Raw genomic sequence first — 26,836 nt, forward strand, 5'->3', positions numbered from 1 at the left:
CGGGTTGTTCCTGCTGCGATATTGCCCCTTACTCATCGGAAGGTGGCAGAACCGTGCAGTGGACGAAGCAGAACGAAAAAACTGTGTATGCCAACCGCTGGTTCCAGGTGAATCTCGCGGACGTCGAACTCCCGGACGGCCGGCACCTCGACCACTTCCTCATTCGGCTGCGGCCCGTCGCCGTCGCCACCGTGGTGAACGAGGCCAACGAGGTCCTCCTCCTCTGGCGCCACCGCTTCATCACCGACAGCTGGGGGTGGGAGCTGGCGGCGGGCGTCGTCGAGGACGGCGAGGAGGTGGCCGGGGCCGCGGCGCGGGAACTGGAGGAGGAGACGGGCTGGCGGCCCGGCCCGCTGCGCCACCTGCTGACCGTGGAGCCGTCCAACGGCCTCACCGACGCCCGGCACCACGTCTACTGGGCCGACGAGGGCGAGTACGTCGGCCACCCCGTCGACGACTTCGAGTCGGACCGCCGTGAGTGGGTGCCCCTCAAACTGGTCCCCGACCTGGTCGCCCACGGGGAGGTCCCCGGCGGCTCGATGGCGGCGGCGTTACTGCTGCTGCACCACCTCCGCCTGGGCCACGACGCCATGCCCTGACGGCGGCCGGCCCAGCACGCGCCGACGGCGCAGCCGCCCCGGGGTCCGGCACCGGATGCACGCGGTGCCGGACCCCGGGGGCGGCGGGCAGGCTCCCCGCGCCGGGCGGGAGGGTCAGTCGTAGGGCGGGAGGATCAGTCGTAGGTGTAGAAGCCCGAGCCGGTCTTACGGCCCAGGCGCCCCGCGTCGACCATGCGCTGGAGCAGCGGAGGAGCGGCGTACAGCGGCTCCTTGTACTCCTCGTACATCGAGTACGCGACCGAGGCGACCGTGTCCAGGCCGATCAGGTCCGACAGCTTCAGCGGGCCCATCGGGTGGGCGCAGCCCATCTCCATGCCGTTGTCGATGTCCTCACGGCTGGCGATGCCGGACTCGAACATCCGGATCGCGGAGAGCAGGTAGGGGATCAGCAGCGCGTTCACCACGAAACCGGAGCGGTCCTGGGCGCGGATGGCGTGCTTGCCCAGCACCTTCTCGGTGAACAGCTGGGCGCGGCCGAGGGTGCCCTCGGACGTGGTCAGCGCCGGGATCAGCTCGACCAGCCGCTGCACCGGGGCCGGGTTGAAGAAGTGGATGCCGATCACGTGGTCGGGCCGCGCGGTGGACACCGCCAGCTTCACCAGCGGGATGGAGGAGGTGTTGGAGGCGAGGATCGCGTCCGGGCGGGTCACCACCTGGTCGAGCACCTGGAAGATCTCGGTCTTCACCTGCTCGTTCTCCACGACGGCCTCGATCACCAGGTCACGGTCGGCGAACTCGCCGAGGTCCGTGGTGAAGGTCAGCCGGGCCTGCGTGGCCTCCAGCTCCTCCTCGGTGATCTTGCCGCGCTCGGCCGCCTTCGACAGGGAGGTGAACAGCCGGGTGCGGCCGAACTCCAGGGCCTCGCCGGTCGTCTCGGCGACCATCACGTCCAGGCCGGCCCGGGCGCACACCTCGGCGATTCCCGCGCCCATCTGACCGCAGCCCACCACTCCGACGCGTTCGATGTCGGTCACATCGTCCCTTTCGCTCTTGTTCGGGCGACTCATCCGTTATGGCGGTGGCAGGTTGCCGGGTCCCGGTGCCTGCTCCGTTCGTGCACGTTACTCCGAGGTATCGATGATCGATCGCCGGGGTCGGGCATCCTGGGGCACTGAACGGTCCGCGACCGGCGGATCCGCTGTGTTTTCGGGGCGTACGTATGCGACAAGTGTCACGCAGGACGTTCGCGGCGGCGGCACTGTCCGTGCTGACCATGCTGCCGGAGGCGTCGACGGCGCGCGGCCGGCGGGAGCCGGCGCCCGCCGCGGGGCCGGAGCGGGGCGGCGCCGCCGGCGGGGAGATGCGAGGCGTCTGGGTCGCGACCGTGAGCAACCGCGACTGGCCCTCCGCGCCGGGACTGAGCGCCGCACGCCAGCGGGCGGAGCTGATCGCCCACCTCGACACCGCCGTGCGCCGGCGGCTGAACACGGTGATCCTCCAGGTACGGCCCACCGCCGACGCCCTGTGGCCCTCGCCCCACGAGCCCTGGTCGCAGTACCTCACCGGCACCCAGGGCGGGGATCCCGGCTGGGACCCGCTGGGCACGGCCGTCGAGGAGGCCCACGCCCGGGGACTGGAACTGCACGCCTGGTTCAACCCCTACCGCGTCGCCCTGCACGCCGATCCCGGCCGGCTGCTGCCCTCGCACCCCGCCCGCCGCCACCCCGGCTGGGTCGTGCGGTACGGGGGGCGGCTCTACTACAACCCGGGGCTGCCCGAGGTCCGGGCGTTCGTCCGGGAGGCGATGCTCGACGCGGTGCGCCGCTACCCGGTCGACGCGGTGCACTTCGACGACTACTTCTACCCGTATCCCGTCCCGGGCCAGATCTTCGACGACACCGCCGCCTACGACGCCCACGGCGGCGGCTTCCCGACCCGGGCCGCCTGGCGGCGGGACAACATCGACCGGCTGGTGCGTGAGACGGCGGCCGGGATCAAGCAGATCCGGCCCGGCACCCGGTTCGGCATCAGCCCGTTCGGCGTGTGGCGCAACGCCGGGACCGACCCCCTCGGCTCGGACACCACCGCGGGCGTGCAGACCTACGACGACCTGTACGCGGACACGCGCCGGTGGGCGCGCGAGAACTGGATCGACTACATCTGCCCGCAGCTGTACTGGAACATCGGCTTTCCCGCGGCCGACTACGCGAAGCTGCTCCCCTGGTGGGCCGAGACCGTCCGCGGTACCGGCACCCGCCTGTACGTGGGCGAGGCGCTGTACAAGGCCGGCGATCCGGCCCAGCCCGCGGCCTGGCAGGACCCGGCCGAACTGTCCCGGCACCTCACGCTCGCCGCCCGCCACCCGGAGGCACGCGGGCACGTGTACTTCGCCGCGCGGGAGGTGGCGGCGGACCCGGCCGGGGCGATGGCCCGGGTGGTCGCCGACCACTACGGCCGGCCGGCGGACCCCCCGGCCTGATCAAACGAAAGAGCCTAGTGCTGGTGGTGCACCCTGTGCCGGATCTCGGAGTCGGGCCCGGGCGAGCACACGGTCTCGTGCCCGTCCTCGAAGCGCACCCGGTAGGGCGGGCTGCCCTCCGGACCCATCACTTCGACGATCTCGCCGACCTTGTCGTGCTGACCGACCACCCTGCCGTGCTGGACAAGCTGGTCGCCCACGGTTGCGCGCATCGGTCTCTCCTCATCACGTGCGGGAGCAGCGTTCCGTCCTGACGAGTCTACGGCCGGGACCGCCGCCCGGCAGCGGGCCGGACGCCGCTTGCGCGAGGCGGTACGGCCCTCACCCGCGCGCCCGCCGGGTGACGGCGATGCACACCAGCACCGCCGCCGCCGTCAGCGGCGCGGCCACCGGCAGGTGCTCGCCCAGCAGCAGTACCGACCACCAGGGTCAGCAGCGGCTGCGCCAGTTGCAGCCGGCTGGCCCGCGGGATGCCGATCACGGCCATGCCCCGGTACCAGAGGACCAGCCCCAGGAACTGCGAACCGGCGGCCACCCACAGCAGCCCGGTCACGCTGTGCGCCGTGAGCCGGACGGGCTCGTGCGCCGGCGCCAGCGCGGCCACCGGGACCGTCAGCGGCGATTTCCGGCCACCGGACCGGCCCGCCCCGCCGACGGCCCTCGCGCCCGAACGGCCGGCACCACGGCGCCCACCAGCACTTTCGGGGCTTTTGCCCGACAGGTCCTGACCGGTGGGTACGGTCGCTGTCACCTGGGGTGACGGCCGGGCTGTGCCCCTTGACCTGCCGACTTCCCGGGCCGACCATCGCGGCATGGCAGTCCGGGTCACGTTCGTCGCCGCCGCGGGGAGCTCCTCGCTGCTCACCGAGCGTTTCCAGGACGACCGGCCCCTGGGCCAGGCCGGCTGGCACGAAGTGCAGCGCGTGGCTCACGAACTGCTCCCGCTCGCCGCGTCCGACCTGCGCTACTGCTCCCCGAACCCGCGCAGCCGGGCCACGGGCGACGGCCTCGGCTACGCCCCCCTCGTGCAGCTCGCCCTGCGCGACTGCGACATGGGCCGCTGGCGGGGGATGAGCCTGGGCGAGGCCATGGCGCGGGAACCGGAGGCCGTGGACGCCTGGCTCGCCGACCCGCGCTCGACCGCCCACGGCGGGGAGTCGCTGCTCGACTTCATCGCCCGCGTCGGCGGCTGGCTGGACACCCGGCCCGCCGAGGACGGGTGCCGGGTCGTCGCGGTGGCCGAGCCCTCCGTCATCCGGGCCGCCCTGGTGTACGTGCTGAATGCGCCGCCCGCGACGTACTGGAGCATCGACGTCCGCTCCCTGTCGACGACCACCGTCGCCGGACGGGCGGGCCGCTGGAGCCTGCGCCTGGACCCGGTGTCCGTTCAGCCGCTGCGCGCGTAGCCGGTGGTGAGCTCCAGGTCCTTGGCGGGGCCGCGCACCCGCCACACGGTCCGCCAGTGGTCCGCATCGCGCACGGTGAACTCGCCCCGGTAGAGATCCGCCGAGCAGGGGTGGTCGGCCAGGTGCCGTCCCGCGGTCAGATCCAGGTGATGGAACGGGCGGCCGTCGGCGAACCGCACGTCGGCGGTGCCGTGCGGCCCCGGCAGGAAGTGCAGCGTCCGCTCGGCCGGGCGGGTCTCCCCGCGCCAGGTGAACGCGCCGGCCTCCTCGTGCCGCAGCCCGCCCGCCGGATCCGGCAGGAAGGCGGTGGTCCCGGCGAACGTGCCGGTCTCCCCGCTCGCCATGTCCCGCACGACCCGCTCCACCCGCCACGTCCCCCGCAGGAACGCCAGCACGTCCGGCACCGGCCAGAACTCCTCCATGCGGTCCTCCTTCCCGCGCACCATCCTGCCGCGACCGGGCGCGGGCCCCGGTGCCGGGCCCTGGAGGGGTCGGTGTGCGCGCCCCGGCGTCGCACTGCCGTGCGGCTGTGCCTCCCGCATTTCGTTGCATAAAACTGCGGGCAAGCGTATAGTCATGCCTCTCAGGAGGAGGTTCCATGACGGTACGAGTGGCAGTGGCCGGGGCGAGCGGATATGCGGGCGGGGAACTGCTGCGTCTGCTCCTGGCCCACCCCGGGGTCGAGATCGGCGCCCTGACCGGCAACTCCAACGCCGGGCAGCCGCTCGGTGCGCTGCAGCCGCACCTGCGACCGCTGGCCGGACGGATCCTGGAGCCGACGACCGCGGAGGTCCTCGCCGGGCACGACGTGGTCTTCCTCGCCCTGCCGCACGGGCAGTCCGCCGCCGTCGCCGAGCAGCTCGGCCCCGACGTGCTCGTGATCGACATGGGAGCCGACTTCCGGCTCTCCGACGCCGCCGACTGGGAACGCTTCTACGGCTCCCCGCACGCCGGCACCTGGCCCTACGGCCTGCCCGAACTGCCGGGCCGCCGCGCCGCGCTGGAGGGGTCCAGGCGCATCGCGGTGCCCGGTTGCTACCCAACGGCCGTCTCGCTCGCCCTCTACCCGGCCTACGCGGCCGGACTCGCCGAGGCCGAGGCGGTGATCGTCGCCGCCTCCGGCACGTCCGGCGCCGGCAAGGCGCTCAAGCCGCACCTGCTGGGCAGCGAGGTCATGGGCTCCATGTCGCCCTACGGCGTCGGAGGCGGCCACCGGCACACCCCGGAGATGATCCAGAACCTCTCCGCCGCGGCGGGGGAGCGGGTCACCGTCTCCTTCACGCCGACCCTCGCGCCGATGCCCCGCGGCATCCTCGCCACCTGCACCGCCGCGGCCAGGCCCGGCGTCGGCGCGGACGCCGTGCGGGCAGCCTACGAGAAGGCCTACGCCGACGAACCCTTCGTCGACCTGCTGCCCGAGGGCCAGTGGCCGGCCACGGCCTCCGTGTACGGCTCCAACACCGTGGCCGTGCAGGTCGCCCACGACGCCGACGCGGGACGCATCATCGCCATCGCCGCGATCGACAACCTGACCAAGGGCACCGCCGGCGGTGCCGTCCAGAGCATGAACATCGCCCTGGGTCTCGACGAGACCACCGGGCTGACGACGATCGGAGTTGCGCCGTGAGTGTGACGGCAGCGAAGGGATTCACGGCGGCGGGCATCGCCGCCGGGATCAAGGAGAACGGCAACCCCGACCTGGCCCTCGTGGTCAACAACGGTCCCCGCCGCGCCGCCGCCGGTGTCTTCACCTCCAACCGCGTCAAGGCCGCCCCGGTGCTCTGGTCCGAACAGGTCCTCAAGAGCGGGCAGTTGACCGCCGTCGTCCTCAACTCCGGCGGGGCCAACGCCTGCACCGGACCCAAGGGCTTCCAGGACACCCACGCCACCGCCGAGAAGGCCGCCGAGGTCCTCGGCACCGGCGCCGGCGAGATCGCCGTCTGCTCCACCGGACTCATCGGCGTCCTGCTCCCCATGGACAAGCTGCTCCCCGGCGTCGAGACCGCCGCCGGCCAGCTCACCGAGCACGGCGGCGAGAAGGCCGCCATCGCCATCAAGACCACCGACACCGTCCACAAGACGTCCGTCGTCACCCGCGACGGCTGGACCGTCGGCGGCATGGCCAAGGGCGCCGGCATGCTCGCCCCCGGCCTCGCCACCATGCTCGTCGTCCTCACCACCGACGCCGACCTCGACGCCGAGAGCCTGGACCGCGCCCTGCGCGACGCCACCCGGGTCACCTTCGACCGGGTCGACTCCGACGGCTGCATGTCCACCAACGACACCGTGCTGCTGCTCGCCTCCGGCGCCTCCGGCGTCACCCCCGAGTACGGCACCTTCGCCGAGGCCGTACGGGCCGTCTGCGACGACCTCGGGCAGCAGCTGATCCGCGACGCCGAGGGCGCCAGCAAGGACATCAGGGTCGAGGTGGTCCATGCCGCCACCGAGGACGACGCCGTGGAGGTGGGCCGCTCCATCGCCCGCAACAACCTCCTCAAGTGCGCGATCCACGGCGAGGACCCCAACTGGGGCCGGGTGCTCTCCGCGATCGGCACCACGCAGGCCGCCTTCGAGCCCGACGCACTGAACGTCGCCATCAACGGCGTCTGGGTGTGCAAGAACGGCGGCGTCGGCGAGGACCGCGAGAAGGTCGACATGCGCTACCGCGAGGTGCACATCGTCGCCGACCTCGGCGCCGGCGACGCCACCGCCACCATCTGGACCAACGACCTCACCGCCGACTACGTCCACGAGAACAGCGCCTACTCCTCATGAGCGACACACCCACGCGGAAGCACACCGCGCTGCCCAAGGCGCAGATCCTCATCGAGGCGCTGCCCTGGCTGACCCGGCACCACGGCAAGACCGTCGTCATCAAGTTCGGCGGCAACGCCATGGTCGACGAGGACCTCAAGGCCGCCTTCGCCCAGGACGTCGTCTTCCTGCGGCACGCCGGACTCAAGCCCGTCGTCGTGCACGGCGGCGGCCCGCAGATCAGCGCCGCCCTCGACCGGCACGGCATCGTCAGCGAGTTCAAGGCCGGGCTGCGCGTCACCACCGAGGACGCCATGGACGTCGTCCGCATGGTGCTGGCCGGCCAGGTCCAGCGCGAACTCGTCGGGCTGCTCAACCAGCACGGCCCGTTCGCCGTCGGCCTCACCGGCGAGGACGCCCACACCATCACCGCCACCCGGCACCGGCCCGAGATCGACGGCGAACGTGTCGACATCGGCCGCGTCGGCGAGATCACCGAGCTCGACACCGGCGCCGTCCAGGCGCTGCTCGCCGACGGCCGCATCCCGGTCGTCTCCTCGATCGCCCGCTCCCAGGACGACGGACATGTCTACAACGTCAATGCTGATACGGCGGCTGCGGCACTCGCTGCGGCGCTCGACGCCGAGACTCTCATGGTCCTCACCGACGTCGAGGGCCTCTACGAGGACTGGCCGCACTCCGACGAGGTGATCAGCCGCCTCACCGCGTCCCAGCTGGAAAAACTCCTGCCGGAGCTCTCCTCCGGCATGGTGCCGAAGATGGAGGGCTGCCTGCACGCCGTGCGCAACGGCGTCACCACCGCCCGCGTCATCGACGGCCGGGTCCAGCACTCGATCCTGCTGGAGATCTTCACCGACGAGGGCATCGGCACCATGGTCGTGCCCGACGACACACCGGACACACCGGTCACCCAGGGGGAGTCGTGAGCAACGAGGAACTGACGGCGCGCTGGCAGGGCGCGCTGATGAACAACTACGGCACGCCGCGCCTGCCCCTGGTCCGCGGCGAGGGCGCCACCGTGTGGGACGCCGACGGCACCGCCTACACGGACTTCGTCGGCGGCATCGCCGTCAACGCGCTCGGCCACGCCCACCCCGCCGTCGTCGAGGCCGTCACCGCGCAGATCGCCACCCTCGGCCACATCTCCAACCTCTACGTCGCCGAGCCGCCCGTCGCCCTCGCCGAACGGCTGCTGCAGCTCTTCGGCCGCGACGGCAAGGTCTACTTCTGCAACTCCGGCGCCGAGGCCAACGAGGCCGCCTTCAAGATCGGCCGCATGACCGGACGCGGCCACGTCGTCGCCACCGACGGAGCCTTCCACGGCCGCACCATGGGCGCCCTCGCCCTCACCGGCCAGCCCGGCAAGCGGGACCCGTTCCTGCCGCTGCCCGGCGACGTCACCCACGTCCCCTACGGAGACGCCCAGGCCCTGGCCGCCGCGGTCACCGAGGACACCGCCATGGTGATCATCGAGCCGATCCAGGGCGAGAACGGCGTCGTCGTCCCGCCGCCCGGCTACCTCAAGGCCGCCCGCGCCATCACCGCCGCCACCGGCGCGCTGCTCGTCCTCGACGAGGTGCAGACCGGCATCGGCCGCACCGGCACCTGGTTCGAGTACCAGGCGCACGACGGCGTCCTGCCCGACGTCGTCACCCTCGCCAAGGGCCTCGGCGGCGGACTGCCGCTCGGCGCCACCGTCGCCTTCGGCCGGGCCGCCGACCTCCTCGCACCGGGCGGGCACGGCACCACCTTCGGCGGCAACCCCGTCGTCTGCGCCGCCGCCCTCGCCGTCCTGGAGGCCATCGAGCGCGACGGACTACTGGAGAACGTCAAGCGCCAGGGCGAACGGCTCCGCGCCGGCATCGAGGCGCTCGGCCACCCGCTCGTCGACCATGTCCGGGGCGCCGGGCTCCTCCTGGGTATCGTGCTCACCGAGCCGCTCGCGCCGCAGGCGCAACAGGCGGCTCAGGACGCCGGATTCCTGGTGAACGCGCCCGCCCCCGATGTCGTACGGCTCATGCCGCCGCTCACCCTCGCGGACGACGCGGTGGACGCCTTCCTCGGGGCACTCCCCGGCATCCTGGACGAGGCCGGCCACCCGGCGGGCGGGGAAGGACGATCCGGAGAATGAGACGACGATGAGCCAGGAGCGGGACCACGCACCGCACGCCGGGCCTGCCGTACCGCAGACCCGCACCGCACGCCACCGCCGGATCGTGGACATCCTCAACCGGCAGCCCGTGCGCAGCCAGAGCCAGCTGGCGAAGCTGCTCGCCGACGACGGGCTGACCGTCACCCAGGCGACGCTCAGCCGGGACCTGGACGAGCTGAACGCGGTGAAGATCCGCAACACCGACGGCGACCTCATCTACGCGGTGCCCAGCGAGGGCGGCTTCCGCACGCCGCGCGCGCCGCTGGGGGAGTCGGCGAAGGAGGAGCGGATGCGCAGGCTCTCGGCGGAGCTGCTGATCTCCGCGGAGGCCTCCGCCAACCTCGTGGTCCTGCGCACCCCGCCGGGCGCCGCCCAGTTCCTGGCCTCGGCCATCGACCAGGCCGAACTCCACGACATCCTCGGCACGATCGCCGGCGACGACACGCTGCTGCTGATCAGCCGGGAGGCGACGGGGGGTCAGGCGCTGGCCGACCATCTGCTGCGGCTGGCGCAGAACGGCCACTGAGCGCTCCGCGGGTCAGGCGGAAGACGGCGCTGCCCCGGCCGCTACGTCGGTCGCGACCTGCGGGTCGGCTGCGGCGGTTCGCGCAGTTCCCCGCGCCCCTGAGGGGGGTGGGTGGTTCGGTGGGTGGTGACGTGCGGGTCGGCTCTGGCTGTTCGCGCAGTTCCCCGCGCCCCTTGGGCGGGGCAGGGGAAGGCACATCCCCCGCGGATCCCAGAACCACGACCGGCAGCGCCCGCTCCCCAGGGGCGCGGGGAACTCCGCGACAACCGCCCACGGTCCGCAGGGTCGCCACGGCCGCCAGCGCCCCGCTGCCCAGGGGCGCGGGGAACTGCGCAAGACCCACCACGACCCGCAGGACGCCACGGCCGGCAGCGCCCCGCTGCCCAGGGGCGCGGGGAACTGCGCAAGACCCACCACGACCCGCAGGTCACCACGACTAGCAGCCCCCGCTCCTCAGGGGCGCGGGGAACTGCGCAAAACCCGCCCACGCCCCGCAGGCCACCTCACCCCAGCCTCCCCGCCAACCCCGCCGTACAACGCACCTCGTCCCCCGCAGTGATGAGCAGCGCCTCCACCCCCGGCAGCGACTCCAGCCAGGCGAGCCCGGCCCGCGAGCCCATCGCGAACGCCGCGGTGGCCCAGCAGTCCGCCCAGGTAAGACTCGGGGCGACGACCGTCACCGCGACCAGGTCGGTCACCGCGGAGCGCCCCGTGCGCGGGTCGACGATGTGGTCGCCCCGCTCGGACGTGCCCGAGGTCGCCACGGCCAGTTCGTCCACTCCCGCCGCGGACACCACCGCCGCGAGTCCGCCGGGCCGTACCGGGTCGGACACGCCCACCCGCCAGGGCCGCTCCGGCCCGGGCGCGCCGAGGAGCTGGACGTCGCCGCCCCCGTTGACGTTCACGCCCGCGGCCCCCGCCTCGGCGAGGGCTCGCGCGGCCCGCTCGGTGGCCCAGCCCTTGACGATGCCGGTCGGGTCGAGCCGGCCCCGGTAGCGGGGGCTGAACCAGCCCCCGCTGAGCCGTTCCGCCTCCTCCGCCAGCGCGAGGACCTCCGCGACCTCGGGATCGCACTCCTCGACGGTGAGTTCACCGCGCGCGAGCCGGGAGATCTGGCTGTCGTCGCGGTAGGTGCTGAACACCTCGTCGACGCGGTGCAGTCCGGCCACCGCGTCCGCCAACGCCTCCCGCACGGCGTCGGGTTGCCCGCCGCGGACGTCGAAGGAGAAGACGGTCCCCATCGTCTCCTCCACGTGACGTACCGCGGCGGGAGCCTGTGCCGACCCGGTCACCGTCTCAGCCACCGGCCTGGTCCAGGGCCGACTGGAGGGACTTCTTGTAGCCGGCGCTGGTGTAGGTGGCCCCGGAGACGGCGTCGATGTCGGCGCTCCCGGCCTCGACGACGGCCTGGTTCAGACGGGGCACGGAGTTGAAGGTGACCTGGTCGCTCTGCCCGCCCTTGGGCGCCTGCACCGCCTCGGCCCTGGTGATCTTCCCGCCGGCTACGGTGATGCGGACCTGCACCGTCCCGTACTGGGTCTTCTCGGCGTCCCCGGTGAAGGTGCCGTTCTCCAGGGCCTTCGCCCCGCCGCCCTGCTGCTTCCCCGCACCGTCCGAGCCGGACGCCCCGTCCGAGCCCGAGGAGCCCGCGCCGCCGCCCGACGAGCCCGACGCGTCCGAGGAGCCTGAGGACGCCGGGGGCGCCTCCTTCTTCGCCTTGTCGAGCGCGGACTGGAGGGACTTCTTGTAGCCGGTGCTGGTGTAGGTGGCCCCGGAGACGGCGTCGATGTCGGCGGTCCCGGCGGCCACCGCGGCCTGGTTCAGCTTGGGTACGGCGTTGGCGGTGATCTGGTCGCTCTGGCCGCCCTTGGGGGCCTGGACCGCCTCCGCCTTGGTGATCTTCCCGTCGGCGACGGTGATGCGGACCTGCACGGCGCCGTACTGGGTCTGGGCGGCGTCACCGGTGACCGTGCGGGCCTGCGCGCCGCCGCCCTGCCCGGACCCGGCCGCCGACTTCGCCGCCTTGTCGAGCGCGGACTGCAGCGACTTCTTGTAGCCGTCGCTGGTGTAGGTCGCCCCGGACACGCTGTCGATGTCGGCGCTCTGCGCCGCGACGGCGGCCTGGTTCAGCTTGGGTACGGCGTTGGCGGTGATCTGGTCGCTCTGGCCGCCCTTGGGGGCCTGCACCGCCTCGGCCTTGGTGATCTTGCCGTCGCTCACGGTCAGCCGGACCTGGACCGCGCCGTACTGGGTCTGCTCCGCGTTGCCGGTGACCGTGCCGTCCCCGATGGCCCGGGCCCCGCCCTGCGGGGACTGCGCCGCCGCGGGCGGGACCGCGCCGCCGGCCGCGTCGGCCGAGCCCGGGTCGGAGCCGGGCTTCAGCGACAGCAGCAGCACGATGCCCGAGACGGTGGCGGCGGTGGCCAGCACGACACGCCGGACGGGGTGAGACTTCCTCATCGTTTTCCAAGCTCCTGAAGGGGTGTGGACGGCCCGTCGCTCACATCTCGAACGACTCGTGGTGGATACGGCGAGCGGGGACCCCCGCGCCGCGCAGTGCCTCGTAGACCGACTGCGCGAATCCGGGCGGACCGCACATGAAGACGTCGTGGTGGTCGATGTCCGGGATCTTGCGCTGCAGGCTCTCCGCGGAGATGTCGGGCCGCTCGCCCTCCGGGCTGTTCACCGCGTACATCAGGCGCGCGCCGCGCTCGTCGGCGATCTTGGCCAGCTCACCCCACAGGGCCAGGTCCTGGGTGGTGTTCGCCCGGTACAGCAGGGTGATGTCCCCCGCCGCGCCGGGCAGGGTCTCGAACAGCGCCCGCATGGGGGTGATGCCCACGCCGCCCGCCACCAGCAGCACCTTGCCGCGGCTGCGGCGCTGCGCGGTGAGGGCGCCGTAGGGGCCCTCCGCCCAGACCCGGGTGCCGGGCTCCAGTTCGCGGAGCCGGGAGCTGTGGTCGCCGATCGCCTTGACGGTGATGCGCAGCATGTCGGGGCGGGGGGCCGCCGACAGCGAGTACGGGTGGGAGCTGAACCGCATGCCCGGCGCCAGGAAGCGCCAGCGGAAGAACTGGCCCGCCTCCGCGCCCATCCGGTGCAGCCTGCGCCCGCTGATCAGCACCGACGTGATGCCCGGGGTCTCCTCGATGACCGCCGCGACCCGCATGCGGTGCCGCAGGTTCAGCCGGACGGGGGTGATCACGCGGTACCAGAGGACCAGTGCGGTCACGGTGCCGTAGAGCCCGTACCAGAACGTCTTCGCGGTCGGTTCGACGGCGAACTCGTTGCCGGTGGTGATCTGGTGCCAGAACGTCAGGTACACCGCCGCGTAGGTGAGCAGGTGCACGTGGTACCAGCCGTCGTACGGCAGCCGGCGCCGGACCGGGCCGATCGAGATGAAGGCGATCACGAACAGCAGGCCGGTGCCGATGGCCGCCTTGCCCATGTCCGGCAGCTCGTTCACCGAGGTGATCGTCTGCTGGACGATGTCGCCGAGCGTCTTGCCCGCCTGGAGGGCGTAGCCCCACATGATGAGGAAGACGTGGGCGATGACCAGGCTGACGGTGTAGCGGCCGCTCATGGCGTGCCAGCGCGCGACCCGGTCGGAGCCGACCCGGCGTTCCAGGGCGGGCACCCGCGCCATCTGCAGGACCACGAGGGCCATCAGGTAGCCGGCGAGCAGGCCGGTGATCCGGCCGGCGGCGACCACCCGGCCGGTGGTGTCCGCGATGGACGGGGTGTTCGTCCACCACAGCCACAGCACGGCCACCGCGCCCGCCCCCACGGCGAGCAGCAGGGGCACGGCGGGGGAGCGGCGCGGGCGGATGCGGCGCATCGTCTGGCGGCGGGCGGCACGGCCGCCGGCGAGCGTGGTGGTCACGGTTCCTCCGTGGGGACTTGGCCCTTGGCCCACAGATACGTGCCGTGACGCTGCAGCGTTCAGCCTGTTTCGAGGTCAGTGGCGGGTGATCGCGGTGGCCCCGTCCCGGGTGCCGATCGCCAGGTGCGGGCGCCGCCCGGGTTCGGCCCAGCGCAGGATCCGCCGCATGGCCTCCGCGGGCACGGACACGCACCCCGCGGTGGCCCCGCTCCCGTTGACGTGCAGGAAGATTCCGGCGCCCCGGCCGCGTACCGGCTCGCGGTAGTTGAAGCCGACGACGAGGGCGTGCGCGTACTGCTCGCGGTAGGTGATCAGGTGTTCGGCCTCGGCGGCCCGGCAGTCGGCGGCCCGGGGTTCGCTCCAGCGGTTGTAGTGGCGGGAGGCGTTGTCCTGGCACCACCAGGAGTCCTCGCGCACCGGCCGGTAGGAGTACGTGGTCCCGGCCGGTGCCGGGCGGATGCCGAAGGCGTACGGCAGCCGGTACAGGCCGGTGGGTGTGGTGCTGGTGCCCTGGCGGCGGGTGGTGCCCTCGGCCAGCCCGTTGGCCCCGAAGCGGGCCGGGGCGGAACCGGCCGCCACCCAGCGGCCGTCCCGGCGGTCCCACCAGGTGAGCGTGCCGGACGTGGAGGAGGTGTCCGGGGCCACCGCGGTGATGAGCTGGGTGCCGCCCCCGGTGTCCGCCATCCGGTCCGGCAGCGGTGCGGCGGCCGGCCCTCCGGCGGGCGGGCGGCCCGCGCCGAGCGCGAGGAGGGAGAGGCAGAGCAGGACGGCGGCGGGGGCGGCACCTGGGCGCATGGCTCAGACGGTAGACGGGGGCAGCGGCAACGGCAGCCCGGGAAGTCCGTCCATGCTCGTCGCGATGTGCTCCTTCTTGGTGAAGTAGGCGTCGAGGGAGGCGTCGTCCTCGCGGGCGAACCGCTTGGCGTGCAGATCGCGCTCCGCCTCGTAGGCCATGAAGGGCACCGCGTACCCGCAGGTGTCGCGGATCAGTTCGGCCGTGACGACGATGACGGCGCGCAGGCCGTGGGAGCCGTGGTCGATGTCGGGGAAGCGGGCGAGCAGACCGGGGAAGCGGGGGTCGTCCCGGAAGACGGGTTCCCCGCGGCCGTGGACGCGCACGATGTTGGGCGGGCCCTGGAAGGCGCACCACATGAGGGTGATCCGGCCGTTCTCCCGGAGGTGGGCGATGGTCTCGGCGTTGGAACCGGCGAAGTCGAGGTAGGCGACGGTGTGTTCGTCGAGGACGGCGAAGGATCCGCGCAGTCCCTTGGGTGAGAGGTTGACCGTGCCGTCGGCGGACAGGGGAGCGGTGGCGGTGAAGAAGACCGGCTGCTCCTCGATGAAGGTGCGCAGCCGTCCGTCTATGCGCTCATAGGTCTTTCCCATGGTCATGAGTATGAGCGAAAGTCTTTCGGCTGTCTAAGGAATTCGTGGGCCGGCCGGCCCCGGTCCGCCTGCCGCCGGGAAGTCCGTGGCCGCCCCGGCCGGCGCGTACACGGGGCGGCCACGGCGCCTGTCACGTCACGCGATGGACGTGCAGGCGGCCGGGGGCCGGGCACTGCGGAGGCCCGGGTGCGGACCGGGGCCGACGCGGCGCCTGTGTCGCAGAGCCATACGGGGGAGCGGCCGGAGGTGTTCAGTCGCGGGCGGGGCGGGTCCCGCGGGGCGTGGGGGCTCCGTGGCGCTGAGCGGCCGTCTGGCGGGCCGGAGTCCTGGCGGGCCGCCGTAGTAACCCCCGCCGTCACGGATGCGGGCGCGTGAGGCGACCGCACCGCCCGTCCTGGGTCGATGGGGAACCGCTGCTGCCGCGACCGTCCGGGCCGCAGGCGGCGAGCCCTCGGATTCCGGGCTCCGGCCGGGCGGATTGACGAATCATGCATCCTCCTGCATACTCATGCATATCAGCGAATGCACTGTGAGGAGAAACCCGTGACCGAGCGCGTCGTACTCGCCTACTCAGGCGGTCTGGACACCTCCGTCGCCATCGGCTGGATCGCCGAGGAGACGGGCGCCGAGGTCATCGCCGTTGCGGTCGACGTCGGCCAGGGCGGCGAGGACCTGGACGTCATCCGCAAGCGCGCCCTGGCCTGTGGCGCCGTCGAGGCCGAGGTCGCGGACGCCAAGGACGAGTTCGCCGACGAGTACTGCCTCCCGGCGATCAAGGCCAACGCCCTCTACATGGACCGCTACCCGCTGGTCTCCGCGCTGTCGCGGCCCACCATCGTCAAGCACCTGGTGGCCGCCGCGCAGAAGCACGGCGCGACCACGGTCGCCCACGGCTGCACCGGCAAGGGCAACGACCAGGTCCGCTTCGAGGCCGGCATCGTCGCCCTCGCCCCCGACCTGAAGTGCATCGCCCCGGTCCGCGACTACGCCATGACCCGCGACAAGGCCATCGCCTTCTGCGAGGACAAGGGCCTGCCCATCGCGACCACCAAGAAGTCCCCGTACTCCATCGACCAGAACGTCTTCGGCCGCGCCGTCGAGACCGGCTTCCTCGAGGACATCTGGAACGCCCCGATCGAGGACGTCTACGAGTACACCCAGAACCCGGCCCTCGCCCGTGAGCCCGACGAGGTCGTCATCACCTTCAAGCAGGGCGTCCCGGTGGCCATCGACGGCAAGCCGGTCACCGTGCTCCAGGCGATCCAGCAGCTCAACGAGCGGGCGGGCGCCCAGGGCGTCGGCCGGATCGACATGGTCGAGGACCGCCTCGTCGGCATCAAGTCCCGCGAGGTGTACGAGGCGCCCGGCGCCATCGCCCTGATCACCGCCCACCAGGAGCTGGAGAACGTCACCGTCGAGCGCGAACTGGCCCGCTACAAGCGGCAGGTCGAGCAGCGCTGGGGCGAACTGGTCTACGACGGCCAGTGGTTCTCCCCGCTCAAGCGCGCCCTGGACGGCTTCATCGACGAGGCCAACCAGCACGTCGACGGCGACATCCGGATGACCCTGCACGGCGGCCGGGCCGTCGTCACGGGCCGCCGCTCCGAGTCGTCGCTGTACGACTTCAACCTGGCCACGTACGACACCGGCGACAGCTTCGACCAGTCCGCCGCCAAGGGCTTCATCGACATCTACAGCCTGTCGTCGAAGATCGCGGCGAAGCGGGACCTGGCGTAGGCGCCCGGCGGGCCTCCCCCGCAGTAGCCTGACTGCCGCCTCCTCACCCACCGTGAGGAGGCGGTGGCACATCCACAGCCTTCGAGGAGCAACGCAAGTGAGCAGCAACAGCGGTGACGTACGGCTCTGGGGCGGCCGTTTCGCCGACGGTCCCGCCGAGGCCCTGGCGAAACTGTCCGCGTCCGTCCACTTCGACTGGCGCCTGGCGCCGTACGACATCGCCGGCTCGCGGGCCCACGCGCGCGTGCTGCACACCGCGGGACTCCTCACCGAGGACGAGCTGACCCGGATGATCGCCGGCCTCGACCGGCTGGAGGCGGACGTCGCCGACGGCTCCTTCACCGGCACCATCGCCGACGAGGACGTGCACACCGCACTGGAACGCGGCCTGCTGGAGCGTCTCGGCCCCGACCTCGGCGGCAAGCTCCGCGCGGGCCGCTCCCGCAACGACCAGGTGGCGACCCTCTTCCGGATGTACCTGCGCGACCACGCCCGGATCATCGGCGGCCTGATCGCCGAACTCCAGGACGCGCTGATCGGCCTCGCCGAGGCCCACCCGGACGTGGCCATGCCCGGCCGCACCCACCTCCAGCACGCCCAGCCGGTCCTCTTCGCCCACCACGTCCTCGCCCACGTCCAGGCGCTGTCCCGGGACGCTGAGCGGCTGCGCCAGTGGGACGAGCGCACCGCCGTCTCGCCGTACGGCTCCGGCGCGCTGGCCGGCTCCTCCCTCGGGCTGGACCCTCAGGCGGTCGCGAAGGACCTCGGCTTCGAGCACGGCAGCGCCGCCAACTCCATCGACGGCACGGCCTCCCGCGACTTCGCCGCCGAGTTCGCCTTCATCACCGCGATGATCGGGGTGAACCTCTCCCGGATCGCCGAGGAGGTCATCATCTGGAACACGAAGGAGTTCTCCTTCGTGACCCTGCACGACGCCTTCTCCACCGGGTCGTCGATCATGCCGCAGAAGAAGAACCCGGACATCGCCGAGCTCGCGCGCGGCAAGTCGGGGCGCCTGATCGGCAACCTGACCGGCCTGCTGGCCACCCTGAAAGCCCTCCCGCTCGCCTACAACCGCGACCTGCAGGAGGACAAGGAGCCGGTCTTCGACTCCATCGACCAGCTGGAGATCCTGCTGCCGGCCTTCACCGGCATGATGGCCACCCTCACCGTGCACCGCGAACGCATGGAGGAACTGGCCCCGGCCGGCTTCTCGCTGGCCACCGACATCGCCGAGTGGCTGGTCCGGCAGGGAGTGCCGTTCCGTGTCGCGCACGAGGTGGCCGGCGAGTGCGTCAAGGCCGCCGAGGCCGAGGGCAAGGAGCTCGACCAGCTCACCGACGAGCAGTTCGCGGAGATCTCCTCCCACCTCACCCCCCAGGTGCGCTCGGTCCTCGACGTCCCCGGCGCCCTGGCCTCCCGCAACGGCCGGGGCGGCACCGCCCCCGACGCGGTCGCCGTGCAGCTGGCGGAGGTCAAGGCCGACGTGGCGGCCCAGCACGCGTGGGCGACCGCGAAGCGGCGGAGCTGACCGGGCGGCCCGGCGGACACCCGCCGGGCCGCCCGGGGCGGGCAGGGCGCACCCCCGGCCGGGCGGTCCAACTCCGTCCGGCGGAGCGAACGGGCGGCGCGGGTTACGTTGGGTCCGACGTCCGTACCTGAGCCGACCGACGGAGCCCGCGATGCCCTTCGCCCGCCTGGCCACAGCGACGACCCCCACCTGCCACATCGGCCTCGGCCTCGCCGCGGTCGGCCGCCCCGGCTACATCAACCTCGGGCGGGACCATGACCTCGGCGACCGCCGCACCGTCGACGACCTGCGCGCCCGCACCCACGAACTGCTCGACGCGGCGTACGCCCAGGGCGTGCGCTACATCGACACGGCCCGCTCCTACGGCCGCGCCGAGGAGTTCCTCGCCGCATGGCTGGCTGCGCACCCCGAGCACGACGACGTCGTCATCGGCAGCAAGTGGGGCTACACCTACACCGCCGACTGGTCCACCGACGCCGAGCGGCACGAGGTCAAGGACCACTCCTTCGCCGCCTTCGAACGCCAGCGCGCCGAGTCGGCGGCCCTGCTCGGCGACCGGCTCGACCTGTACCAGATCCACTCGGTGACCCCCGACAGCCCCGCCCTCACCGACAAGGAACTGCACGCCCGGCTCGCCGAGGAGGCGGCCGGCGGGCTCACCGTCGGCTTCTCCACCAGCGGCCCGGCCCAGGCCGACGCCATCCGCGCCGCGCTCGCGGTCACCGTGGACGGCGAGCCGCTCTTCCGTACCGTCCAGTCGACGTACAACGTGCTGGAGACGTCCGCGGGGCCCGCGCTGGCCGAGGCGCACGACGCCGGGCTCACCGTGATCGTCAAGGAGGGCATGGCCAACGGGCGGCTGGCCGGGCCCGACGCCCCCGAGCCGCTGCGCGCGGTCGCCGAGGAGGCCGGCCTGGGGTGCGACGCGGTGGCCCTCGCCTACGTGCTGCGCCGGCCCTGGGCGGGCGTGGTGCTCTCCGGGGCCGCGACCGTGGTCCAGCTGGCCTCCAACCTGCACGCCCCGGTGGTCGACCTCGACGACGACCGCCTCGCGGGTCTCGAAGCGCTCGCCGAGCACCCGGACACCTACTGGGAACGGCGCGGACAGCTGCCCTGGCACTGAGCCCCCGTTCCACCCCCGCCCGCCCCGCGCGGTGCTGCCACGGCCCGCGCTCTGTGACGCTGCCCTCATCCTGAGACAGGCATGCCCCGGGTGAGACATCACTGTCTCAGTTGCGCTAACCTCGTCTCATGGCCGTCGATCGTGAACAGGTGCTGCGCGCCGCCGCCTCCCTGCTGACCCGCAAACCCACCTCGACCCTGGACGAGGTCGCCCGGTCGGCGGGCATCAGCCGCGCCACCCTGCACCGGCAGTTCGCCGGACGCGACGCGCTGGTGCGGGCGCTGGAGGCACTCGCCATCGATGAGTGCGAGGCCGCGCTGGAGACCGCCCGGACGCACGAGGGCTCCGCGAGCGACGCCGTGCGCCGTCTGGTCGCCCGGATGGAACCGCACGCCGGCCTGCTGGCCTTCCTCTACACCGAGAACCAGCTCTTCGAGGGCGAGGAGCAGAACGACGGCTGGACCCGCATCGACGACGCCTTCGCCGCCCTCTTCCTGCGGGGCCAGGAGAACGGCGAGTTCCGCGTCGACCTGAGCCCCGCCTGGCTCACCGAGGCGCTCTACGGACTGCTCGCCTCCGCCGCCTGGGCGGTGGCCGAGGGCCGGGTCGCCCCCAAGGACTTCACCCACATGATCGTCGAACTGCTGCTCGGCGGCGTCCGGCGCCCCGACACCGCGCAGGCGAGGAACCACGCATGACCGGCACCGTCCACACCCCCCGGACCGACGAGGTGACCCAGCGGCCGGGCCGGTGGCTGGCGCTCGGCGTGCTCGTGCTCGCCGTGCTGCTGGTGGCGGTCGACGCGACCGTCCTCGGCCTCGCCACCCCCTACATCAGTGAGGACCTCGCACCCTCCGGCAGCCAGCTGCTCTGGATCGGGGACATCTACTCGTTCGTCATCGCCGGTCTGCTCGTCTCCATGGGCAGTCTCGGGGACCGCATCGGACGCAAGCGGATCCTGCTCGTGGGCGCCACCGCGTTCGGCGCCGTCTCCGTGCTCAACGCCTACGCCACCAGCCCCGAGATGCTGATCGTCGCGCGGGCCCTCCTCGGCGTCGCCGGGGCGACGCTCATGCCGGCCACCCTCGCGCTGATCCGCCATCTCTTCCATGACCCGCGCGAACGCAGTCTCGCGGTCGGCATCTGGGGCGCGACCGCCTCCGCGGGCACCGCCGTCGGACCGATCATGGGCGGGTTCCTGCTCGAACACTTCTGGTGGGGCTCGGTCTTCCTGATCAACCTGCCCGTGATGGCCGTCCTGGTCCTCGTCGGCGCCCGGCTGCTCCCCGAGTCCCGCACCGCGAACCCCGGCCCCTGGGACCTGGCCAGCGTCCTGCTGTCCCTGGTGGGCATGGTCGCCGTGGTCTACGCGGTCAAGGAGACCGCCTCCCACGGCTTCGGCTGGGTCACCGTCGCCGCCGGACTGCTCGGCGCGGGCGCCCTGCGCGGCTTCGTCCGCCGCCAGCTCCGGCTCCCGGTCCCGCTGCTGGACATGAGACTGTTCCGGCACCGCGGCTTCAGCGGAGCCGTGCTCGCCGACCTGCTGACCATCCTCGGCCTGTCCGGACTGGTGTTCTTCCTTTCGCAGTACCTGCAACTCGTGCAGGGCAGGCGCCCGTTGGAAGCCGGACTGGCCGAACTGCCCGCCGCGATCGGGGCGGTGGCGGCCGGACTGGTCGCCGGCCGGGCGGCCCGCCGGCTGTCGGTGCGCGCGGTCGTCTCCGGGGGACTCGCCGCCATCGGCCTGTCGCTGGCCGCCCTCACGGCCCTCGACGGATCCACCGGCTACCCCCTGCTCGGGGCCGCGCTCCTGGTGGTCGGACTCGGCGCCGGGTTCGCCTTCACGGTGACGGCCGACGTGATCCTCTCCAGCGTGCCCAAGGACCAGGCGGGCGCCGCCTCCGCCGTGTCCGAGACGGCCTACGAACTCGGCGCCGCCCTCGGCATCGCCGTGCTCGGATCCGTCGTGACCGGCGTCTACCGCGGCTTCACCGGCCCGCCCGGCACGCCGGCCGCCGCCCACGAGTCGCTCGGCGGGGCCGTCGAAGCGGCCGGCACACTGCCCCCCGACACGGCCGCGGCGATGCTCGACGCGGCCCGGCAGTCCTTCGTGGACGGGCTGGTGCTCGCCGCGGGCGTGGGCGCCACGGTCCTCCTGGCGGCGGCGGTGGCGGCCTGGTTCATGCTCCGGGGCCAGCGCCTCGAAGGGGACGCCGCGCACTGACCCCCGGGCCGGTGCCGGGCGGGCGGCGGGGGCGGCGTCAGGCCGCCTTGGCCTTGCTCGCGTACATGTCGACGTACTCCTGCCCCGAAAGCCGCATCACCTCGGTCATCACCGAGTCGGTCACCGCGCGCAGCACATAGCGGTCGCGGTCCATGCCCTCGTAGCGGGAGAACTCCATCGCCTCGCCGAAGCGCACCGTGACCCGGCCCGGCCGGGGCAGACCCGCGCCGCCCGGCTGGAGCTTGTCGGTGCCGATCATGGCGAACGGCACGACGGGCGCACCAGTCATCAGCGTCAGCCGGGCGATGCCCGTGCGGCCCCGGTAGAGGCGGCCGTCGGGGGAGCGCGTGCCCTCCGGGTAGATGCCGAAGACGTTGCCCTCCTCCAGCACCCGGTGGCCGGTCATCAGCGCCGCGACCCCGCCCCGCCCGCCGTCGCGGTCGACCGGGATCATGCCGACGCCGGTGAAGAACCACGCCATGAGCCGGCCCTTGAGCCCTTTGCCGGTGACGTACTCGTCCTTGCCGATGAAGAAGACCTGCCGGTCGCAGACGATGGGAAGGACGATCGAATCGATGAACGTCAGGTGGTTACCGGCGAGAATCACCGGACCGTCGGACGGAATGTGCTCCGCGCCCTCCACCCGTGGGCGGAACATCAGGCGCATGATCGGTCCGAGCACTGCCTTGATGAGCGCGAAGCGGGACAACGGGCCCTCCGGTGGGAACGGTATGTCGATGCGTACGAGTCTGTGCAGGTGAGGACATTACTCGCGGCCCAGGGGGTTGCGCACATCGGGCTCATGGGGTTCACCGAGGTCTTACTCACTATTGACACTGCTTTACCTGCGGTGCTCCCCGCGGCCCGGCGGCAACACTCCTGTCACCGTGTGACGGAATTCGCCCGCACCCCTGTATCCGGACGCGTTCCCCGATCCGCCCCGCCGAATCGGACGAGACGTCATGTCCCCTGAGTCCGTACGGCGGACCTACGACAGAAGACGACACGCGACATCACCCATGTGTTCGGCCCGGGGTCTCCCGCCGGTCACGCGCCCCCACCTACGATCGGCCCCGCACCGGACCAGCCGACGGCAGGAGAGAGCGCTCATGACAACGCGGGAGTCGAACGAGCAGGCGGGCGGAACCGGACGGCGGGCGCTCCTCGGCGCGGCTGTGGCCGGCGCCGGGGCGACGGTCCTCGGAGCCGGCGGCACCGCGGCGGCGGCCGGCGGGGCGCACCGCGGCGGACGCGGCAGAGGGCTGAAGGACCTGCCCGTACCGACCGTCATCGGGCACCGGGGTGCCAGCGGCTACCGGCCCGAACACACCTTCGGCGCCTACCAGCTCGCCCTCGACCTGGGCGCCGACATCGTCGAGGCCGGGGACCTGGTCCCCACCCGGGACGGTCACCTCGTCTGCCGCCACGAACCGGAGATCGGCGGCACGACGGACGTCGCCGACCACCCCGAGTTCGCCGGCCGGCGCACCACCAAGACCCTGGACGGCGTGTCCGTCACCGGCTGGTTCACCGAGGACTTCACGCTCGCCGAGCTGAAGCGGCTGCGCGCGGTCGAGCGCATCCCGGCCAACCGTCCGCACAACACCCTCTACAACGGCCGCTGGGAGATCCCCACCTTCGAGGAGGTGCTGCGCTGGCAGGACGAGCAGACCCGCAGGCGGGGCAAGCAGGTGTGGATCTACCCCGAGATCAAGCACCCCACCTACTTCCGGGCGCTCGGCCTGGGCCTGGAGGAACGGGTCGCCCGGCTGCTGCGCAGGCACCGCAAGGACCGCAGGAACTCCCCGGTCATCCTCCAGTCCTTCGAACCGACCAGCATCCAGCGCCTGGACGGACTGGTGGACAATCCGCTCGTGGTGCTCCTGTCCGGCGCCGACACCCGCCCCTGGGACTTCGTCCAGTCCGGCGACCCGCGCACCGTCGCCGACCTGATCACCCGCCGGGGCCTGGAGGAGATCGCCTCCTACGCCCAGGGCATCGGCCCCACCCTGGACCTCGTCATCCCGCGCGACTCGGCGGGCCGGCTCACCGAGCCCACCACCCTGGTCCGCGACGCCCACCGGGCGGGCCTCGTCCTGCACCCCTACACGCTGCGCAACGAGAACCCCTTCCTGCCCGCCGACTTCCGCAAGGGCTCCGAGCCGGACGCCTACGGAGACGTCTTCGGCGCCTACCGCGCCTACTTCGCCACCGGCATCGACGGTGTCTTCACCGACCAGCCGGACACCGGGATCCTGGCCCGCGAGGACTTCGTCAACCGCTGACCGGTGTCCTCCCCGTCGGGGTGAGGTGCGGCCGTCACGGGCAACCCCGCCCGGGACGGCCGCGTCGTCGGTGACATGACGCACGACCTCGTCACCTCCCTGCGTCCGCTGCTCACCGCGGAGGCGTCCGCCGAGGCCCACGCCTCCGGCGGCGAACCGGCCGACCTGGAACAGGCCGTGTGGCTGCGGCTGCTGGAACGCCTCGACACCGACGGCCCGCCGCCCGACCCCGGCGGCTGGCTCCGCCGGGCCGTCCGCGCCGAGGCCCGCCGCAGCCGCCGCACCGCCCGCCGCGAAGCACCGCTCGGCACGGACCCCGCCGACCCGGCGGACCCCGGACCGGAACGGCTCGCGCTCAGCGCGGCCCGCGGCCGGGCGCTGCGGGACGCCGTGCGCCGGCTCCCCGGCCGCTGTCCCCGGCTGCTGGAGGCGCTGCTGTCACCGCAGGACCTGACATATCAGGAAATCGCAGGCGAGTTGGCTATGTCACAGGGCAGTCTTGGGCCGGAACGTTCCCGATGCCTGGGATGTCTGCGTCGTTTGCTTGCGCCGGAGGTTGCGGGGGGCGGACGTGGGGGATAGGAGTGGGGGACAACAGGTGATCAGGTGAGCGGGAGGCGTGCGCACATGGGCATGAGCGTGACCATCTCTGCGGCGACCGAGCAGGACGCGGAGCAGATCTTCAGGCTGCAGTACCTGTGCTTCCAGAGCGAAGCGGCCCTCTACGGCAACTACCGCATCGACCCGCTGGTGCAGACCCTCGAATCGGTCCGCGCGGAGGTCGCCGCCGACTGCGTCTACGTCGCCCGCCTCGGCGAGGAGGTGGTCGGCTCGGTGCGCGGCACGATCACCGAGGAGGGCGCCGCCGCCATCGGCAAGCTCTGCGTCCACCCCCGCCTCCAGGGCCACGGCATCGGTGCCCGGCTGCTGCGAGCGGCCGAAGCTGCCCTCGCCGAGGAGCGCGGCGCCCGCACCTTCCGCCTGCACACCGGACACCGCAGCGAGAGCAACCTGCGGCTGTACAGCAAGGTCGGCTACCAGCGGGTGGGCACCTCCCAGGGTGCCGACGGCGTACCGATGATCGTCCTGGAGAAGACGGCCGAGTCGTACGCGACCACGGCCTGACGCCCCGTCGGCCTGCGACGCCCGGGTCCTGACGCCTCGTCGGTCCCGGGCCGGGGCCGCGGCGGGTTACGGGGTGCGGGCCCGGCGCAGCCAGTACATCGCCGTGAGCGGCAGCAGCACGGGGATGAACAGGTAGCCCATGCCGTAGTCCGACCACACGGTCGCGTCGGGGAAGGCGGACGGGTCGGCCAGGGTCCAGGTGCCCACCGTCAGGACGCCCACCAGTTCGGCGGCGCAGCACACCAGCGCCGCCCTGCGGGCGGTCTCCCCGCCGCGGACCAGCGTGTAGGTGATGAACCCGTAGACCACGCCGGCCACCGCCGACAGCGTGTAGGCGAGCGGTGCCCGGTCGAACTCGGTGGCGATCTGGTACACCGAGCGCGAGACCGCGCCGACCACCATCACGCCGTACAGCCACACCAGCAGCATGCCGGGGCCGCCGATCAGACGCGCCCGGGCGGGCTTCTCCCGCGTCACGGTCACCTCAGCCTCCCCAGATGTCATAGAGCCTGACCTCCAGCACGGCCAGCACGAAGCCGCTCGCCGCGACCGTCACCGACCCCCACCGGGTGCGCTCGCCCAGCGACATGAAGCCGGCCGCGGGCACGCACGCGAAGGCGCCCAGCAGATACGCGACGAAGATCGTCGTCCCCTGCTCCGGCTTCTCGCCCCGGGCCAGCAGCACGATCCCGGCGATCAGCTGCACCAGCGCCAGCAGCGTGACCACGGCCATGCCGATGAAGTGCCAGTCCTTGGTCGGCTGGTCGCGGTAGGCGGCCCAGCCGCACCAGGCGGCCAGCAGCAGCGCGGCGACGCCGGTCACCAGCGTCAGGACATCAAGCATGGCAGCGACCTTATTACGCCCGAAAACCCCCGCCGTGCCCGGCCCCGGCCCGGGGCGCCGCAAGGGCCCGGCCGCCGGGTGCCGGGGGTGCGGGAGGGCGTCGCCGTTCGAGGTCGCCACCCCTCGAACCCGTAAGGTCGATGGCATGACCATCCATGCGCAAGCCCTCCTGTTCGACAACGACGGAACCCTGGTGTCCACCCTGGAATCCGTGCGCCGCTGCTGGACCCGGTGGGCCGCGGAGTACGGGATCACGGCGCAGCGGTTCGGCGCCGTCGAGCTGCACGGGCGGACCGCCGCCGAGATAGCCGCCGACCTGCTGCCCGCCGACGTCGTCCCGGAGGCCGTCGCGCGCATCGAGGACCTCGAGGTGGAGGACGTCCCCCACGGGGGAGTGCGGCTGCTGCCCGGCACCCGTGAGCTGCTCGCCGCCCTGCCCGCGGAGCGCTGGGCCGTGGTCACCTCCGCCACCCGGCGGCTGGCCGAGGCCCGTCTGGACGCGGTCGGCATCCTGCCCAAGACACTCGCCGCCGACGACGTCACCCGGGGCAAGCCCGACCCCGAGCCCTACCTGCTGGCCGCGCGCACCCTCGGGGTGGAGCCGCAGCACTGCGTCGTCTTCGAGGACGCGCCCGCCGGGCTGCGGGCCGGCCGCGCCGCCGGAATGCGGACCGTGGCCTTGGCCACAACCCACGAGGCCGGCGAACTCACCGCCGACCTGGTGGTCCCCGACCTGTCGGCCGTGTCCGTACAGGTCACCGGCGCGGGCATGGAGATCACGGCAGGCCACTGAAGTGCGC

The 26,836-nt window shown here is 72.7% G+C and carries 28 protein-coding genes and 2 pseudogenes; 17 read left to right on the plus strand and 13 right to left on the minus strand.

Annotation, left to right across the window (positions count from 1 at the left end):
- Nucleotides 1-53 precede the first annotated feature (53 nt).
- Nucleotides 54-599 carry an NUDIX hydrolase gene (locus ACIRPP_RS16170; protein ID WP_403642640.1) on the plus strand — a complete coding sequence of 182 codons (546 nt, stop codon included), beginning with the start codon at nucleotides 54-56 and terminating at the stop codon, nucleotides 597-599.
- 134 nt (nucleotides 600-733) lie between these two features.
- Here ACIRPP_RS16170 and ACIRPP_RS16175 read toward each other — a convergent pair whose 3' ends face one another.
- Entirely contained in the window at nucleotides 734-1,627 is an 894-nt protein-coding gene (locus tag ACIRPP_RS16175; protein ID WP_164334095.1) for a 3-hydroxybutyryl-CoA dehydrogenase, read from the minus strand.
- A gap of 152 nt (nucleotides 1,628-1,779) precedes the next feature.
- Here ACIRPP_RS16175 and ACIRPP_RS16180 point away from each other — a divergent pair, with 152 nt between their 5' ends.
- The gene (locus tag ACIRPP_RS16180; RefSeq protein ID WP_403642644.1) at nucleotides 1,780-3,039 is read left to right on the plus strand and encodes a glycoside hydrolase family 10 protein; all 1,260 of its coding nucleotides are present in this window, start codon (nucleotides 1,780-1,782) and stop codon (nucleotides 3,037-3,039) included.
- Between the two features lie 14 nt (nucleotides 3,040-3,053).
- On the opposite strand, the gene ACIRPP_RS16185 is transcribed toward ACIRPP_RS16180, so the two are convergent.
- On the minus strand, nucleotides 3,054-3,251 hold the full coding sequence (locus ACIRPP_RS16185; protein ID WP_403642647.1) for a DUF1918 domain-containing protein: 198 nt from the start codon (nucleotides 3,249-3,251) through the stop codon (nucleotides 3,054-3,056).
- Between the two features lie 109 nt (nucleotides 3,252-3,360).
- Nucleotides 3,361-3,658 (minus strand): annotated as a pseudogene (locus ACIRPP_RS16190) (EamA family transporter); the annotation flags it as partial.
- Between the two features lie 193 nt (nucleotides 3,659-3,851).
- Between ACIRPP_RS16190 and ACIRPP_RS16195 the strand changes: the two are divergent.
- On the plus strand, nucleotides 3,852-4,445 hold the full coding sequence (locus ACIRPP_RS16195) for a histidine phosphatase family protein (protein WP_403642650.1): 594 nt from the start codon (nucleotides 3,852-3,854) through the stop codon (nucleotides 4,443-4,445).
- On the opposite strand, the gene ACIRPP_RS16200 is transcribed toward ACIRPP_RS16195, so the two are convergent.
- Nucleotides 4,427-4,867, minus strand: coding sequence for a DUF6314 family protein (locus tag ACIRPP_RS16200; RefSeq protein WP_403642653.1), 441 nt, complete (start codon nucleotides 4,865-4,867; stop codon nucleotides 4,427-4,429). The two genes, ACIRPP_RS16195 and ACIRPP_RS16200, sit on opposite strands and share 19 nt — an antisense overlap.
- Nucleotides 4,868-5,043: 176 nt before the next feature.
- On the opposite strand from ACIRPP_RS16200, the gene argC reads away from it, so the two are divergent.
- Genes argC through ACIRPP_RS16225 form a run of 5 tightly spaced genes read left to right on the plus strand, consistent with a single transcriptional unit; the run spans nucleotide 5,044 to nucleotide 9,898 of the window.
- Nucleotides 5,044-6,072, plus strand: a complete 1,029-nt coding sequence (gene argC / locus ACIRPP_RS16205) for an N-acetyl-gamma-glutamyl-phosphate reductase (RefSeq protein WP_403642656.1) — start codon at nucleotides 5,044-5,046, stop codon at nucleotides 6,070-6,072.
- Complete coding sequence (gene argJ / locus ACIRPP_RS16210; RefSeq protein WP_403642659.1) at nucleotides 6,069-7,220, plus strand: bifunctional glutamate N-acetyltransferase/amino-acid acetyltransferase ArgJ; 1,152 nt, start codon at nucleotides 6,069-6,071, stop codon at nucleotides 7,218-7,220. Before argC ends, argJ begins: the two co-directional genes overlap by 4 nt.
- Nucleotides 7,217-8,146 (plus strand): acetylglutamate kinase, encoded by a 930-nt coding sequence (argB, locus tag ACIRPP_RS16215; protein ID WP_403642662.1) that lies wholly within the window; start codon nucleotides 7,217-7,219, stop codon nucleotides 8,144-8,146. Before argJ ends, argB begins: the two co-directional genes overlap by 4 nt.
- Nucleotides 8,143-9,351, plus strand: coding sequence for an acetylornithine transaminase (locus ACIRPP_RS16220; protein ID WP_403642665.1), 1,209 nt, complete (start codon nucleotides 8,143-8,145; stop codon nucleotides 9,349-9,351). The genes argB and ACIRPP_RS16220 overlap by 4 nt, the downstream gene beginning before the upstream one ends.
- Nucleotides 9,352-9,358: 7 nt before the next feature.
- Nucleotides 9,359-9,898, plus strand: a complete 540-nt coding sequence (locus tag ACIRPP_RS16225; protein ID WP_192230094.1) for an arginine repressor — start codon at nucleotides 9,359-9,361, stop codon at nucleotides 9,896-9,898.
- Nucleotides 9,899-10,401: 503 nt separating this feature from the next.
- Here the strand turns inward: ACIRPP_RS16225 and ACIRPP_RS16230 are convergent.
- The 6 genes and pseudogenes from ACIRPP_RS16230 to ACIRPP_RS16255 form a co-directional block, all read right to left on the minus strand.
- Nucleotides 10,402-11,202, minus strand: coding sequence for an FAD:protein FMN transferase (locus tag ACIRPP_RS16230; protein ID WP_403642668.1), 801 nt, complete (start codon nucleotides 11,200-11,202; stop codon nucleotides 10,402-10,404).
- A complete protein-coding gene (locus ACIRPP_RS16235; RefSeq protein ID WP_403643065.1) occupies nucleotides 11,195-11,422 on the minus strand; it encodes an FMN-binding protein in 228 nt (75 codons plus the stop codon). Before ACIRPP_RS16235 ends, ACIRPP_RS16230 begins: the two co-directional genes overlap by 8 nt.
- Before the next feature lie 189 nt (nucleotides 11,423-11,611).
- Nucleotides 11,612-12,358, minus strand: a pseudogene (locus ACIRPP_RS16240) (FMN-binding protein); the annotation flags it as partial.
- Between the two features lie 40 nt (nucleotides 12,359-12,398).
- A complete protein-coding gene (locus tag ACIRPP_RS16245; RefSeq protein WP_403642671.1) occupies nucleotides 12,399-13,781 on the minus strand; it encodes a ferric reductase-like transmembrane domain-containing protein in 1,383 nt (460 codons plus the stop codon).
- Nucleotides 13,782-13,856: 75 nt separating this feature from the next.
- A complete protein-coding gene (locus tag ACIRPP_RS16250) occupies nucleotides 13,857-14,576 on the minus strand; it encodes a L,D-transpeptidase (RefSeq protein ID WP_403642674.1) in 720 nt (239 codons plus the stop codon).
- Between the two features lie 3 nt (nucleotides 14,577-14,579).
- Nucleotides 14,580-15,167, minus strand: coding sequence for a pyridoxamine 5'-phosphate oxidase family protein (locus tag ACIRPP_RS16255; protein WP_403642677.1), 588 nt, complete (start codon nucleotides 15,165-15,167; stop codon nucleotides 14,580-14,582).
- A gap of 543 nt (nucleotides 15,168-15,710) precedes the next feature.
- On the opposite strand from ACIRPP_RS16255, the gene ACIRPP_RS16260 reads away from it, so the two are divergent.
- The 5 genes from ACIRPP_RS16260 to ACIRPP_RS16280 all read left to right on the plus strand — a co-directional run bounded on the left by ACIRPP_RS16260 (nucleotide 15,711) and on the right by ACIRPP_RS16280 (nucleotide 21,782).
- Nucleotides 15,711-16,904: an argininosuccinate synthase gene (locus ACIRPP_RS16260; RefSeq protein WP_403642680.1), complete on the plus strand. Its 1,194-nt coding sequence runs from the start codon at nucleotides 15,711-15,713 to the stop codon at nucleotides 16,902-16,904.
- A gap of 97 nt (nucleotides 16,905-17,001) precedes the next feature.
- Complete coding sequence (gene argH, locus ACIRPP_RS16265) at nucleotides 17,002-18,435, plus strand: argininosuccinate lyase (protein WP_403642682.1); 1,434 nt, start codon at nucleotides 17,002-17,004, stop codon at nucleotides 18,433-18,435.
- Between the two features lie 151 nt (nucleotides 18,436-18,586).
- The gene (locus tag ACIRPP_RS16270; RefSeq protein WP_403642685.1) at nucleotides 18,587-19,558 is read left to right on the plus strand and encodes an aldo/keto reductase; all 972 of its coding nucleotides are present in this window, start codon (nucleotides 18,587-18,589) and stop codon (nucleotides 19,556-19,558) included.
- A gap of 128 nt (nucleotides 19,559-19,686) precedes the next feature.
- Nucleotides 19,687-20,256 carry a TetR/AcrR family transcriptional regulator gene (locus ACIRPP_RS16275; RefSeq protein WP_403642687.1) on the plus strand — a complete coding sequence of 190 codons (570 nt, stop codon included), beginning with the start codon at nucleotides 19,687-19,689 and terminating at the stop codon, nucleotides 20,254-20,256.
- Nucleotides 20,253-21,782 carry an MFS transporter gene (locus ACIRPP_RS16280; RefSeq protein ID WP_403642690.1) on the plus strand — a complete coding sequence of 510 codons (1,530 nt, stop codon included), beginning with the start codon at nucleotides 20,253-20,255 and terminating at the stop codon, nucleotides 21,780-21,782. Before ACIRPP_RS16275 ends, ACIRPP_RS16280 begins: the two co-directional genes overlap by 4 nt.
- A gap of 37 nt (nucleotides 21,783-21,819) precedes the next feature.
- On the opposite strand, the gene ACIRPP_RS16285 is transcribed toward ACIRPP_RS16280, so the two are convergent.
- Nucleotides 21,820-22,491: a 1-acyl-sn-glycerol-3-phosphate acyltransferase gene (locus ACIRPP_RS16285; protein ID WP_164332592.1), complete on the minus strand. Its 672-nt coding sequence runs from the start codon at nucleotides 22,489-22,491 to the stop codon at nucleotides 21,820-21,822.
- 400 nt (nucleotides 22,492-22,891) lie between these two features.
- On the opposite strand from ACIRPP_RS16285, the gene ACIRPP_RS16290 reads away from it, so the two are divergent.
- The 3 genes from ACIRPP_RS16290 (at nucleotide 22,892) to ACIRPP_RS16300 (ending at nucleotide 25,192) form a co-directional block, all read left to right on the plus strand.
- Nucleotides 22,892-24,067 (plus strand): glycerophosphodiester phosphodiesterase, encoded by a 1,176-nt coding sequence (locus tag ACIRPP_RS16290; RefSeq protein WP_403642692.1) that lies wholly within the window; start codon nucleotides 22,892-22,894, stop codon nucleotides 24,065-24,067.
- A 75-nt stretch (nucleotides 24,068-24,142) separates the two neighbouring features.
- Nucleotides 24,143-24,649 carry a sigma factor gene (locus tag ACIRPP_RS16295; protein ID WP_403642695.1) on the plus strand — a complete coding sequence of 169 codons (507 nt, stop codon included), beginning with the start codon at nucleotides 24,143-24,145 and terminating at the stop codon, nucleotides 24,647-24,649.
- Between the two features lie 45 nt (nucleotides 24,650-24,694).
- Nucleotides 24,695-25,192, plus strand: a complete 498-nt coding sequence (locus ACIRPP_RS16300; RefSeq protein WP_403642698.1) for a GNAT family N-acetyltransferase — start codon at nucleotides 24,695-24,697, stop codon at nucleotides 25,190-25,192.
- A gap of 66 nt (nucleotides 25,193-25,258) precedes the next feature.
- Here the strand turns inward: ACIRPP_RS16300 and ACIRPP_RS16305 are convergent, their stop codons facing one another.
- The gene (locus ACIRPP_RS16305; RefSeq protein ID WP_343239545.1) at nucleotides 25,259-25,675 is read right to left on the minus strand and encodes a hypothetical protein; all 417 of its coding nucleotides are present in this window, start codon (nucleotides 25,673-25,675) and stop codon (nucleotides 25,259-25,261) included.
- Between the two features lies 1 nt (nucleotide 25,676).
- Nucleotides 25,677-26,036, minus strand: coding sequence for a hypothetical protein (locus ACIRPP_RS16310; RefSeq protein WP_403642701.1), 360 nt, complete (start codon nucleotides 26,034-26,036; stop codon nucleotides 25,677-25,679).
- Between the two features lie 145 nt (nucleotides 26,037-26,181).
- On the opposite strand from ACIRPP_RS16310, the gene ACIRPP_RS16315 reads away from it, so the two are divergent.
- Nucleotides 26,182-26,829, plus strand: a complete 648-nt coding sequence (locus tag ACIRPP_RS16315; RefSeq protein WP_403642704.1) for an HAD family hydrolase — start codon at nucleotides 26,182-26,184, stop codon at nucleotides 26,827-26,829.
- Nucleotides 26,830-26,836: the final 7 nt, after the last annotated feature.

Origin of the sequence: Streptomyces sp. NPDC101219 (assembly GCF_044767675.1) — a bacterium.
Lineage (GTDB): Bacteria > Actinomycetota > Actinomycetes > Streptomycetales > Streptomycetaceae > Streptomyces.